Source organism: Bifidobacterium sp. CP2 (assembly GCF_018555635.1).
Lineage (GTDB): Bacteria > Actinomycetota > Actinomycetes > Actinomycetales > Bifidobacteriaceae > Bifidobacterium > Bifidobacterium saguinibicoloris.
Window position 1 is genome coordinate 326,138 of record NZ_JAFEJX010000002.1, and the last position, 14,042, is coordinate 340,179.

Genomic DNA, 14,042 nt, shown 5'->3' on the forward strand with positions numbered 1-14,042 from the left:
ACCCCCATCGGGGGTCCCGGGCCGTTGCCATCGATAAACGGGGTTGTATTGTCGGTTTTTCAGAGTATGGTCAGGAATCAAGTATCGCTGTGGGCGGTACGGGGAAGGTAGTTCGGGTCCCTGATCGCCCGCGGCGTGGAAGCATGACCGAGAGAAGCAGAAGGGGCCGCACGTATGGTGGCTGAAAACACGCTTGTGGGCAAGCGGTACCGCATCCTGACCCGGATAGGCAAGGGCGGCATGTCCACCGTCTATCTGGCGATGGACTCCTCGCTGAACAAACAGTGGGCCGTCAAGGAGATCCGCAACGTCTCCGATCCCGTCCAGCGCGACCTCGTCATCAGAAGTCTCACCGTCGAAGCGAACATGATCAAGCGCTTCGACCATCCGGCCATCCCGCGCATCGTGGACCTCATCGAGGAAAAGGGCTCCCTGTTCGTCGTGATGGACTACGTGGAGGGCCAGACGCTGGCCAGCCTCCTCAAGAAGGAAGGCCCGCAGAAGGAGAAGGACGTCGTCAACTGGGGCATCCAGCTGTGCGACGTGCTCGACTACCTCCACCGCCGCAAGCCGCCGGTCGTGTTCCGCGACATGAAGCCCTCCAACGTGATGCTCACGCCGGAAGGCGCCGTCAAACTCATCGACTTCGGCATCGCGCTGGAGATCGGCAAGGGCGAACGCCCCCTCATCGGCGACGACCGCCAGCTCGGCACGCCGGGCTTCGGCGCACCCGAACAGTTCGACCCGAACGGCACCGTGGACGAACGCACCGACATCTACGCGCTCGGCGCCACGCTCTTCTACCTGCTCACCGGATCGCACCCGCGCAAGAACGGCATCGTGCCGATCCGCCGCATCAACCCCGCCTTGAGCGAGGGCCTCGAACGCGTCATCGACAAGGCGACGCGCGAGAACCCGGACGAACGCTTCAACACGTGCGCCGAATTCGCGTATGCGCTCAGGCACTACCAGGAGGAGGACGCGGCGCACCGCGGCGCGCTGCTCGCCAAGTGGCGCGGCTTCCTTGCCGCGGCCATCGCCTCCGTGGTCTGCCTCGCCCTGTCCGGCGGGTCCCTGCTGCTCGCCAACCGCGCGCAGGACAACGACTACGACTACTGGATGAACAAGGCCGGACAGAGCACCGGCGACGCCCAGGCCGTGGACGCCTACCTCAAGGCCGCCGACATCAAGACCGGCAGCGTCGAACCGTACGAGAAGCTCATCGAACGCTACACGGCCGACGGCACGTTCACCGACAAGGAAGAGCGCGTCTACAACGCCGCCATCACCGCCCACTCCGACGACCTCGCCAAGGACGCGGACGCGTGGGCCTCGCTCAGCTACGACACCGGCCGCATGTACTGGTACTACTACAACGGTCCGAAGATGAAGACCGCGTCCGGCGCCTCGCAGGGCTCCGACCCGATCCGCTACGCGCGCATCCGATCCGCCTCGCAGTGGATGCACAACGCCGCGAAGGACAAGAACTTCAAGAACGCGAAGATCGCGCAGATGTACGCGGACATCGCCGACTTCAACACGCAGATCGTCCCGCTCATCAACGAGGGTGGCGACGCCGGCAAGTACAAGCCGTACTTCATCAAGCTCAACGACCTCATCGCCTCGGCCGAGTCCGAGGACAACGACGTGATCCGTCTCGAGGCCGCGAACCTCACATTGGACGCGCTGCGCGTCTACCCGCGCAAGTTCCGCGCCGACGGCGTCGGACAGGACCAGATGACGCAGCTGGCCCGCAAGGCCGGCGATCTGGCCGGCAAGGTGACGCCTACCACGGACGCGCAGGACCAATCGAAGCAGCAGGCCGAACAGGCCCTGCAACCCACGTACGAGGCCATCGCGAACGCCTTCGTCGATATCAAGGGGGATGCCAAGTGAACGCCGATACCTTCAGGACCCTCGCGGTCGTGTTCCTAGCGCTGGCCATCGTGTTGGCCGTCGTCGCCGTAATCCTTTACCGCGTGTTCGACATCCGCGCCGTGCGCGACGCGCTCACCGGCCGCACCGCCGCGCGCGAGATCGCCGACCTGCGCGGCGTGCGCGCCGGCTCCTGGCAGCATGCCGACGAATTCGGCAGGCGCGGATCCAAGCGGTCGGACACCACCGGCGGCACCGGATCGCACGAGACCAGCGACATCGCGTTCCGTCCGGTCACCGGCACCGGCTCCGGCTCTCTGCCCACCGAGGACGGCGAGACCCGCACTGGCGCAGGCGAACGTCTCGACGCGCCGGCCGCCAAGCCGGCCAAGCCGGCGAAGTCCGCGAAACGGCCGCACAAGACTGCTGGCGGGGCAGCCGCGCCCGTAAGCGGTGCGAAGGACGACAACGGCAATCCGCTCGTCGAGATCCCCGTGAACCTGGCGTCCGCCGCCGAACTCGCCGACGAAGGGGAGACCTCCCTCATGCAGTTCCGCAAGACCGACCAGCATACGACCGACGACGATGACGAATCCCGCACCATTCTGGTCCGTGGAGGAAAGAACAAGTGATGAATCCGAAGCACGAAGCATTCCATTGGCTCAAACCGGCCATCGGTTCGGCCATCGCCATCGCGGCGTTCGCGTTGGGCGTGGGCGCCATCGCCCCGGCCGCCGTGGCCGTCTCGTCCGCCGTCTCCGATCACGTCGCGTCCGCACGCAGCTTCCCCGCGGCCCGCGGGACCGGTGACGCCACCGCCGTCGCCGCGGCCTCGCCCGCGGCGCGCGCCGCGCGGTCGACCCTCGCCATCGAGGCGTACCCGGCCACCGGCGGCGTCGTCGCGAAGGACGCGAAACCGGTGAACGGCGCCACCAACGCCGACTCCCTGCGTTTCCGCATCACCCTCGACACCGCCGACTTCCCGTCCGGCGGCTTCGACCGTACCACCGGCAAGTACGACGGCGACGCCAAGGACGACGTGGCGTTCAAGTTCCGCGTCAGCCCGGTCTCGCCCGCGGGTGCCGACACCGACATCCCCGTCACGTACGGCGCGTTCACGCAGGCCCGCGACGACGCCGGCAGGGTCATCGCCGACCGGTACGTCATCTCCGAACAGGACGACGACAGCCCGCAGCTCGACCTCAAGGCCACCGGCGAGGGCGCGAGCACCGCGTTCGCCGTCGCCGCGTCCGACGACCCCGCCACCGGTCTGCCCGTCGACGGCGACGACTTCGCCGACGGCATCACCGTGCCCGCCGCAGTGGTCTACGACACCACCCCGCCGGCCGCACCCACCGCCGCCGCGTTCTCCACCGCCGACGGCGACTGGCGGAAGGCCACCGTGGACGGTGCCGACACTCGCCTGTCCACCGGCAGCGGCTCCGTCACCATCACGTTCGGCGCGCCCGTGAACGGCGACACCGTCAAGCTCACCGCCGTGGACGACAAGGGGCGTGACATCACGATCGGCTCCGGCAGGCCCACCGGTGACACGTTCGTCTGGACGCCCACCGCCACCGGCAAATACCATGTCACCGACATCACCGTCACCACCACCGACGAAGCCGGCAACCCCGTCAGCGCCAAACTCTCCGACCTCCTGCCGGAGGCCGACAAGGCGGCGTTGATCGTCGTCGACAACGCCGACGAGCAGTACAGGGGCCGCTTCAAGTACACCGTGACCGGCGACAAGGGCAACGGCAAGGTCGATGGATACTTCACGAGCGTCTCCAAGATCACCGTGGAACCGAGGAACCAGAACAACTTCGACAAGAACGTGTTCCTCCTGCATCTCAAGATTATGGAGTCGTCGAACCAGCCGCTCCTGACGCTCACCCATGACGGCGTTGACGTCACCGGCGTCACCGCCGACATCGACGAGGACACGCCGAAGGTCACCTTCACCATCCCCGACGCCACGGACGGCACGTACGAGTACCGTTTCGTCCTCGCTTTCGGCACGCAGACCTTCCATGTGGACGCCACCGCGCCCACCGTCGACTCCGTGAGCTACGGCGCCGACACGGCCAACGACCTCGCCGACGCGACCACCGGCGAAACGTTCGCCTTCAGCGGCGACCCGGACAAGGCCTCCACGCGCGACGTCACCTTCCACCTCACCGAAGCCGGCGCCGGACTCGACACGGACGGCATCGCCATCACCGGCGACGTCACCCCCATCGACGGCGGGACCGCCACCGCCCTGAAGGAAGGCAGCGACTACGACCTCGACCTCCGCGACCAGGGCAACGGCGCGTACACGCTCGTCATGACGCTCAAGACCCCGGGCACCTACGACTTCTCGAAGATCAGCGTCAAGGCCGCCGACAGGCTCGGCAACGCGGATGCCGCGACCACCTTCGACAAGGTGCCCGCGGACGCCAGCGGCACCGCCCTGCCGAAGAAGCTCACCCTCGCCGGCAGCGCCAAGGACATCAGCACCACGCTGCGCGTCGTGCGCGCCTCCGGCGACGCCGACGCCAAGGTGAACGGCGTCGACTGGCACTCCAAGACCGTCACCCTCGAAGCCGACATCGACGGCAACCCGCTCGCCGCACGCCTCGCCGCCACGTACGCCAACAACGCCAACGCGGGCGAAGCCGTCACCGGCACGTTCAACGACGCCGCGACCACCGCCGTCACCCTCGCACAGGTGAAGGTCACGTCCGACGCGAAGAACCCGGCGAAGGCCACCGCCACGTGGACCGTCTCCCAGCCGGCCGCCGACGGCCTGTACACGGCCTCCGTCGCGTCCAACACCGACGCGGACCGGCTCTTCGGCATCAGCAAGGGCACGCGAAACGTGACCTTCGGTGTGGACAGCCAGGAACCGACTATCACGGCCATCACCGGCCTCGCCGCGGCAAACACCTCCTATGACGGCAAGCGGATTTACGCCGCCTCTGGCGACCAGACGATTGGCATCACCGTCAAGGACTACCGCAAGGCCCCCGACGGTACCGTCACCACCAGCACCGACCACACGTCCGGCATCAAGACCGTGACTGTTGCCGTGCCGGCAGGCACCGATTTGGACGGCAAGGAGCTGCAGCCGGCGAAGACCGAGCAGGTCGCACTCGACGCCGACGGCAACGGCACCATCACCCTGCACGCCGAAGGCAAGTATGATTTGGGCGAGCTCACCGTCACCGCCGAGGACAACGTGACGAACAAGGTCTCCAAAGCAGCCAACGACGCCGCGTACGGGCTCAACGGGCTCGATGCCGCGGTGGTCATGAAGGCCGGCTCCGACGACGTCTCCGTCTCCGCCATCACCTTGACCGACAACGCGCCCGAAGCCAAGAAGAACATCATCGGAGAGAAGGACGGACACCCCGTCTTCATCGACGGTCGCCAAGGCTACTTCCGCGGCGACGTGTCCGCCACCTACACGGTGACCGACAAATGGTTCCCGCTCGCCCAGGGCAACGCCGGGGCGAAGGCCGCGAACCTCACCGAAGGCAGCAAGGGCAGCGGACAGGACCTGTCCCCGCTGCACGTGACCGACGGCTGGACCAAGACCGGCCAATACCAGTGGAGCGTCACCAAGCCGGTCCGCCTCGACGGCAGGACCGACAAGCAGGAGGGCGTGTACACCATCGCCTTCAGCTACCAGGGCATGCGCGACAAGGCCACCCAGGGTGCCGTCGACGGCGACTATCTCACGAACGGCACGTTCGTGATGGACTGGACCGCGCCGACGTTCGGCGAGTTCACGCTGAGCTCCGCCAGCCCGGTGTTCCGCGGCCTCCTGTTCGCCGAATCGGAGACCGTGACGCTCAACGGCATCAGCGACGACGTCGCCGGCGTAGCACCCGGCAGCGGCGACTTCGGTATCGCCGACACGGACGACAACTTCGTCAGCAGGGCGCCCAGCACCGACCCGCACACCAGCGGATTCACGCTGGACAAGGGCTCGCTCGTGCAGGATGACGCCAACGGCACGCTCGCCTTCACCCTCGACAAGGACAGCTTCCGTCTGTGGACCAAGGGCACCGCCCTCGCCATCGGCGACAAGGCCGGCAACTACGCCACCACCGGCGACCTCACCTGGCACAGCGCGTTCAAGGGCCTCGACGGCGTCGTCATCGACACCGTGGCGCCCACCATGCAGGTCTCGTACGACAACAACGACGTGCGCAACGGCAAGTACTACAAGGCGCACCGTACCGGCACCGTCACCATCGTCGAATCGAACCTCGACCTCCTCCAGGCGCGCGACGGCGACCGCACCGTCGTCACCGCCACCGTGGACGGACAGACGCGCACCGTGCCGCTGAGCGCGTTCAAGGCCGTCTCGAAGGACGGCAGGACCTACGCCGCGACCTTCGCCGCCGACAGGGACGGCGACTGGACCATCGACGCAAGCTTCGCCGATCCGCTCCACGCCGCCGCAACCTTCCACGACGAATTCACCGTCGACACCGTCGCCCCCGTGCTCGAGCTCTCGTTCAACAACAACGACGTGCGCAACGGCATGTACTACGCGGCCGACCGCATCGCCACCGTACGCGAGACGGAACGCAACTTCTCCGAAGGTGAATCGGTGATCACCACCACCGCGACCGACGACAAGGGCGCTTCGCAGAACGCGCCGGGCGGCTCCGGCTGGACTCGTGCCGGCGGCGACAAGGAGACCACGCAGTGGACCAACACCGTGGCCTTCACCGGCGAACTGCACTACACCATCAAGGCCACCGCCACCGACCTGGCCGGCAACGTGGCGCAGGAGGTCAGCGCACCCGAATTCGTCATCGACAAGACCAAGCCGTCCATCAAGATCGAACGCGTGGAGGACAAGACCGCCTACGCCGGCACCGTCGCCCCGCTCATCGACACGGACGACACGAACCTCGACGCCAAGCACGTCAAGTGGACGCTCGTCGGCGCCCACCGCGGCGAGCTCAAGGACAAGAAGCTGCCCCAATCCACCACCAAGGACACGGACAACACGCAGACCGTCGACTTCGCCGACTTCGAACGCAAGGCCGACATCGACGACGTGTACACGCTCACCGCCGAAGCCACCGACATGGCCGGCAACACGTACAAGACCGCGAAGACCTTCTCCGCCAACCGCTTCGGCTCCACGTACCTGTTCAACGCGGGCACCGAGAACCTGCGCGGCACGTACCTGAAGAAGAGCGAGCCGGTCACCGTCACCGAGATCAACGTGTCCGGACTCCAGCCCGGCAAGTCCAACGTGGTGGTCGCCCGGAACGCCTCCGCCAAGCAGCTCTCCGAGGACGAGTACAGCGTCAAGGCCGGCGACGACAAGGGCTGGAGCAGCAACGTGTACACCATCCCGGCGAAGCAGTTCGCCGCCGACGGCTTCTACCGTGTGCAGCTCACCTCCACCGACAAGGCCGGCAACCTCTCCCAGAACACCATGGAGAAGAAGGACGTCGACCGCAAGGGCGACGCCGAGGTGAACTTCGCGCTCGACACCACCGCCCCCACCGCGCACGCGCTGAACATCCAGTCCGGCGCCGTGTACTACGACCAGAACGGCCGCAACGTGGGCGTGGACGCGAAGGACAACCTCGACCTCGACTCCGCCGAGATCGCGGTGGACGGCGAGGTGCAGGCCACGTGGAAGGGCTCCACGCTGCTCTCCTCGACGCCCACGTTCCGTCTGCCCGCGGACGGCGCCCGCCATGAGATTACCGTCACTTCCGTGGACAAGGCCGGCAACAAGGCCGTCGCCACGTACGACAACGTCTATGTGGCCTCCAACTGGTGGCAGTACGCGATGAACACGCCCGCGGTCCGCAACACGCTGATCTTCGGCCTGATCATCGTGCTCGCCGTCATCGCCGGCGCCATCGTGGCGTTCAGCCGGCGCGGCAGGACCAATGGCGACCCGTTGGCCGTGTGACCCGGACGGCGATGAGGGGCCGATGATGATGGGCGCCCGGCGGACACGGTCTCCTTCACAGGGACGTGTGCGCCGGGCGCCCCGTCGTTCCGGGCGACACGCCGGCTCCGGGGATGCCGGGCGATATGGCCCGGCCCCTGTCTGCCGGACCTAGGATGGAATCGACGTTTCGATGATGATGCGGGCCGTCGCCGAAAGCGATGGGAAAGGAAGGAGAACGACATGGTCTGCGTGAATGGGGACTGCCGTCCATGGGATTGGTCGACCGATTGGTGGATCGTGGCGCTGCCGATCGCCATTCTGGTGATTGTGATCACCGCCATCGTGGTCACGATGGTGGTGGTGCCGCTGCTCGTGCTGCGCAATGTCCGCAAGAAGGAGGAGGCGATGCGTCGCCAACAGCAGGAATACGGGCAATGGCAGGGCGCGCCGTACCCGGGGATGCCGCAGATGCCGGCGGGACCGTACGCGCCGGCGGGGCCCGGTGCGCCGGGCGTGCCGGGCGTGCCGGGTGCGCCAGGTCGGATGGCGCCTCCCTATGCGGCACCGGGCGTGGCCTACCCATCCGCGACTCCGTACACGGGAGCGCCGGTGCCTTCGGCCGCTTCCCCCACGGTGACGGAAACGCCGGATGCGGTCGGTACGGTCGGTACGGTCGGTACGCCGGAGGAACACCCGACGACGACGCCCGGTGAAGGCGTCGAGGAACGATAGCGACGGTGGCATCGTGAAAGTCAGAACGACCAAGGACCGGCGAAGCGGCACGACGATCATGACGGTGTCCTCCACCCGTGGGGAGGGGCCGGACGCCGCCCATGCGCAGATGTTCGCCGCAGGCGGACCGGCACTGCTGCCGTACCGCTGTGACGTGACCGACGGCGGCGTCACCATCACATACAACGTGACCGGATGCACGACGTTGCACGACGTGTTGCGCCAGCCCGTGACGGATGGCTTGTATGCCGGCGCGCTCGTCGCCGCGTACACGGTGATGAACCTGTGCGAGGCCAACGGCGTGCCGCTTGCCGCCGTGCTCTGGGACCCCAAGCAGGTGTTCGTGGCGCCCAACGGCGGCGTCTACTTCGCCTTGGCACCGTTGACGGGACTGGGCGCCGGGCGTCACACGCCGGCGACGCTCGTGGGACTGCTGGGGGAGAACCGTCATGTGAAACCCGTCACGCCACGCGGCGAATGGCTGCAGGGTTCGGTGCGCGAATTCGCCGCACAGGTGCCGGCGTTCACCGCCGTGCAATTCGGCGGACTGCTCGTCTCCCTCGGCCTGCTGAGACCACCCGCTCAGGACGCGGCCACTGTAGGGGTGACCGTGGGCGCGACCGTCGGGAGCGAGACCATCGCATCCGTACGGGAAGACGCCACCGTGGCGGGATCGACCATCACCGCGCGGGAACATACGGACCGGAGGTCGATGCTCCTGCAACGGTTGAACGGCGTCGGGGCCGAAACGCGGCCTGAGACGCCGAAAAAGCCGGAGGTGCCGGAGGAGTCGGAACCTGACGGAACGGTGCTCTCCCATTTCGGCGGCACGCCATCGGCGGTGGCTGAGGCCCACGCCGTACCAACGGCCGCGTCGAAGGCTCCTGCAATCCCCGCACCGGAAAACGGGTCGACGCCGCAGCCGGCAGCACAGCCGACACCGGTGAGTCCGCAGGCGCAGGAGGAGACATCGCCGAAACCGACGATTCCGGCGATGCCGGTCACGCCATCCCCGAAGCCGACGCAGCCGTCCGTACAGACCGGACCGTCTCCGGACGACCGGGCGGACGACGGCGAGACGCGGATCTTCGGAAGCGCCGCGCGCACCGGCTTCACCGTCACCAGACTGCGCGATGGCCGCACGCTCAACGCCACCGGCGCCATCGCACGCAAGGCCACCATCGGACGGTCCAAGACGGCGGACCTGCACATGGGCGGCAACACCAACGTGAGCCGCATCCACGCCACCATCGAGATGCTGCCCGACGGCCGGTTCAGCATCACGGACAACGGCTCCGCCAACGGCACCAGCGTTCGGGGCCGTGAAATCGCCGCCGGCGGCACCGAATTCCTCACCTCCGGGGAGGACTTCGAGCTCGCCGACGACACGTTCATCATCACACTGCTCTAGACCGTCCCCACGCAGCGAAGTGGCCGCGGACAGGACGGAACGGAACCGGCAGGACCGGTCGTGAGACCGGGAATGACGGGAGGGACCATGAAACGATGCACAAGGTGCGGCACGATGATGCCGGACGGGCAGGCCTACTGCACGAACTGCGGCGCGCCTCTGGCCGCGGCGGCGGGTACCGGCATGACCACGAATGCGCAGGAGCAGGCGCAGGGGCATGGAAGACCCGCGCCGACGGTCCCACCGGTGCCTATGCCGGTGCCGCAGCCGGCCGCCGCGGTGCCGTCCCCGCCGTCTGCGGTGCCGCAGCCGGCGCCACCCGTACCGATGCCGACGGGCATGCCCGGCGCTCCGGACGCGCCTGCCGCCGGCGGCGACGCGGGCCGGACGGGTGGACGGAAGAAGCACGGAAAAGCGGTCCCGATCATCGCGGCCATCGTGGCGGTGCTGCTCGTCGTCGCCTCCGTGACCGGATTCCTCGTCTGGAGGCACATGCACGCCACGGACGCCGCGGACACGACGCAATCGGCATCGGCCGCCAAACCGAAGACAAAGACCACCAAGCCGAAGGCGACGCCGAAGCAACCCACCAAACCGAAGGTCAGCGAAGTCGCCATGACCGACTTCGTCTGCGACGGCCATATCACCTCCGACTGGCAGTGGACGGGCAGCGCACTCGTCTCCGTCCCCATCCCATGCCGATCCGGCGACTCCACCACCGACACCTCCGACTCGTCCACATACTCAAGCGCATCCGACCCGGAGGACGGCGAATACTCGGTGGGCGTCTGGACGCCGGCGATGGACCAATCCAAGGAGATCCACATCTCCATGCTCGAATCCGGGGAGAAGGAATACTCCGAACCGAAGATCGCCGCCACCTACGGCGACAACCCGGCCGTGTTCGTCATGTACGCCGTCAAGACCAAAGCCGTGGGCACCACGCCGGAAAGCGTCCACTTGTACGCACACCAGGTGGACCTCGACGCCGGCACGCTCGGCAAACGCATCGACCTACGCACCGAAGAAGACAACCACCTCGACAAGCAGGAGGACTACAACTACGGCATCCTCGGCTCGTCCAACACCACCGTGGCCATCGCCAAGACATGGGTGACCGACGAACCCTACCCCGGTGACGGCGACCACGACGACCTGCACGTCGGACACACCCAGGTGATGGGCCTCACCCGCGACAAGACCGAAGCCGCCACGCTGCAGAACCTCAAGGACTCCATCGAGGACCAAGGTTACGGATACAAGTCCGTCGTCAAGACCACCGCGAGCAACGTGACCATGCAGGACGTCTACATGGTCACGGACAGCTCCGGCTACCACCTGTACTCCATCGACGGCAACAAGCAGACCGCCTCGTTCGGTGAAGACTACTGTCCCGGCAACTCCGACGTCTCGGGCTGCAGCGTGGAGACCATCCGGTACATCGGCGGCGACCATTACGCGATCAGCAGCATATCCGGCGACATCATCCTCGACACCTCCACCGGCAAAGGCGAATACATGACCACGGTGCTCGGCATCGACGACGCCAAGCCGTACACCGAGGTCGACGCATGGGACCAGTTCTCCGACGGCACGCTGTACATCCTCTACAAGGGATACGACGGCGAGAAACGCGTCTTCCTGCTCGACAAGGACCTCAAGAAGACCGAAGTGCTCGACAGCGACCAATGGAACAGGCTCCTGCTCGACAGCGGCGAATTCCACGGCATCAACTACCTCACCAAACGGATCTATGTGAAGACCACCGACCAGCAGATCACGGTGGACGAGCACGGCGAATCCACCGGCGAATACTCGGAACTGCCGGAGGAGAGCGTGTTCACCGCATGCGACCACACCGCCATGAAATGGATGAAATGGTCCGTCGCCGCCCACACCGGCGACGGCAGTGACACCCGCGGCGACACGGTCACCGTGACGCGCGGCCAGGCACCCGGCCAGCCGGCGCCGAGCATGGGGACGGATGATTCCGGTACAGGTTCCGGTACGGGTTCCGGTGCGGACACGGACAGCGACTCCGACACGGACTGAAAACGGCGATGCCCCGCATGCCGCTATGCGGCGTGCGGGGCATGCGGCGTGCGGGGCATGCGGCGTGCGGGGGACGACATCCGTGGAACCCGGTACGGAATCGGACGGACGCAATGGACGGGCGGACGGACGGACGCTACGGACGACGCAACGGGCGGGCCGACGGACGGATGAACCGACGGCTGAACCGGGGCAACGGACGGGTGGACGGACGCAATACGGCTGTAATGAGGAACCCCTTCGGAGTATTCCGAAGGGGTTCCTCATTACAGCTTTCGGCAGGATGTGCCGCGGGCGGGATCAGAGCTTCTCGTTGAAGCCGTCCTGGCAGACGCTGTCCAGATCGTCCAATGCTTCGGACGGGTTGGACTCGTCGGCCATGTCGCGCAACGCGTCGCTCAGATCGCTGGACGCGTCGTACGGGTAGCTCAGATCGTAGAACTTACTGCTCAGGTCACGGAACTTGTTGTAGGTGTCCGTGCCGTATTCGATCTTGCTCAGATCGCCCAGCGCCTCCATCTGGCTCATGATGTCGCCCAGCTGGGTGATGTAGTCCTTGATGGCGGAGGCGTAGTCGGCCACGGCCTTCACGTCCTTCGTCTTGGAGACCTTGTCCAGGGCGGCGGTGCAGCTCTTGATGTACGTGTCGTACTGGGAGTAGAAGTCGCTGTCCGAATAGTAGGCGTTCGGCGTGTCGTTGCACGCGATGGCGGCCTCGTTCATCGGCACGGCGACGTTCGCCATCTTGTTGGCGAAGCTCTCGTACTGCTTGACCTTCTTCATGTACTTGTCGTACTGCTGCTTGACCTTGTCGTCACGCGTGGCCACCTTGAGGTCGCCGAACGCCTGGCTCTCGTCGGTGAACTCCTTGAGCTGCTTCTTGAGCTTGGCGGCGTCGGCGGAGTCGAACTTCGAGGACGAGCCGTAGACGGCGCTCGTGGCCTTGGTCACCTCGGAGGAGACGTCGCTGTACTGCTTCTGGATGGAGATGGTCTTGTTCATGCCGTCCAGATAGTCATCGGACTTCAGCGAGAACGGCTTGACCACCACGAACACCACGATGAGCACCACGGCCAGCACGGCCGCGACGATGCCCACGATGATGCCGATGAGCGCGCCCTTCGACATCTTCTTCTTCGGCGCGGCACCGGGAACACCGGGAACGCCAGGAACCGGAGCGCCCGGAACCGGGGTGCCGGGAACGCCCGGAACGCCAGGGGTCGGAGCGCCCGGAACCGGGGCCTGACCGTTCGGCGCAGGGTATTCGGGTGCGCCGGGAGCGGGGAATCCGGCTTCGGGAGCACCCGCCGGTGCGGGGTATTCAGGGGCGTTGACGGGGGCTGCACCCTCAGAGGCCGTTGCCGGCTCGACGGTGCCGTTAGGTGCGGGCGCTTCGACCGGCGCCGTCGCCTCAGGAGCGGCATCACCTGAAATGGGAGCGCCTTCCGGAACGCCGGCTTCGGGTGCCGTGGGGGTTCCGGGAACGGCCGGAGCCGGGGCTGCCGGAGCTGGGAACTGGGGAGCGGCGGGGAACGCCTGTTGCTGGGGGAATCCCGCGACCGGCTGGGGCTGGCCCTGCGGGAACTGCGGTTGCGCCGGATACTGCGGCTGCGCTGGGAACTGTCCCTGCGGGGGGAATCCCGGTTGCGCCGGGAACTGCGGCTGCGCAGGGTATTGGCCCTGCGGGGCGAACGGTGCCCCGGACGGTGCCGTCTGCTGCTGGGGCGCGGACTCCGGGGAGGGACGCCACTCCTGTTGCGCCGGCTGGGTGGACTGGTCGAAGGGGGCCTGTCCGTTCTGCTCGGGTTGGGCGGGCTGTGCCCCCGTCGCGTTCGGATATTCCTCACTCATGAAAGTTTCCTTTCCTTCCCCTCATCCGGTCGGGTCATTCGCCTTCGATGACCATGTCGTACAGCCGGGTGCGTGTCTCCAGCCTAGCATCGTTCGGCCTGTTTTCTTGGAAGCCGAAGATGAACAATTGGAAACGACGCGTCCGGGTGGGGTGCCGGATGAGGGGTTGCGTGAGGGGTATGGGAGGGGATGGGGCGGAAT

Annotated in this window: 7 protein-coding genes; 6 read left to right on the forward strand and 1 reads right to left on the reverse strand. The window is 66.7% G+C overall.

Features of this window, described 5'->3' with window-relative positions; genetic code table 11:
• The first annotated feature begins 174 nt into the window (after window positions 1-174).
• The 6 genes from JS531_RS02660 (at window position 175) to JS531_RS02685 (ending at window position 11,990) form a co-directional block, all read left to right on the forward strand.
• Window positions 175-1,896, forward strand: coding sequence for a serine/threonine-protein kinase (locus tag JS531_RS02660; RefSeq protein ID WP_214312243.1), 1,722 nt, complete (start codon window positions 175-177; stop codon window positions 1,894-1,896).
• Entirely contained in the window at window positions 1,893-2,507 is a 615-nt protein-coding gene (locus tag JS531_RS02665; protein ID WP_214312245.1) for a hypothetical protein, read from the forward strand. The genes JS531_RS02660 and JS531_RS02665 overlap by 4 nt, the downstream gene beginning before the upstream one ends.
• Window positions 2,507-7,813: a hypothetical protein gene (locus tag JS531_RS02670; RefSeq protein WP_214312247.1), complete on the forward strand. Its 5,307-nt coding sequence runs from the start codon at window positions 2,507-2,509 to the stop codon at window positions 7,811-7,813. The genes JS531_RS02665 and JS531_RS02670 overlap by 1 nt, the downstream gene beginning before the upstream one ends.
• Window positions 7,814-8,035: 222 nt before the next feature.
• Window positions 8,036-8,527, forward strand: coding sequence for a hypothetical protein (locus JS531_RS11235; RefSeq protein WP_214312249.1), 492 nt, complete (start codon window positions 8,036-8,038; stop codon window positions 8,525-8,527).
• 13 nt (window positions 8,528-8,540) lie between these two features.
• Entirely contained in the window at window positions 8,541-9,938 is a 1,398-nt protein-coding gene (locus JS531_RS11285; protein ID WP_214312251.1) for an FHA domain-containing protein, read from the forward strand.
• An 87-nt stretch (window positions 9,939-10,025) separates the two neighbouring features.
• Window positions 10,026-11,990 carry a zinc ribbon domain-containing protein gene (locus tag JS531_RS02685; RefSeq protein ID WP_276313114.1) on the forward strand — a complete coding sequence of 655 codons (1,965 nt, stop codon included), beginning with the start codon at window positions 10,026-10,028 and terminating at the stop codon, window positions 11,988-11,990.
• Between the two features lie 300 nt (window positions 11,991-12,290).
• Here the strand turns inward: JS531_RS02685 and JS531_RS02690 are convergent, their stop codons facing one another.
• The gene (locus JS531_RS02690; protein WP_214312255.1) at window positions 12,291-13,841 is read right to left on the reverse strand and encodes a hypothetical protein; all 1,551 of its coding nucleotides are present in this window, start codon (window positions 13,839-13,841) and stop codon (window positions 12,291-12,293) included.
• Window positions 13,842-14,042: the final 201 nt, after the last annotated feature.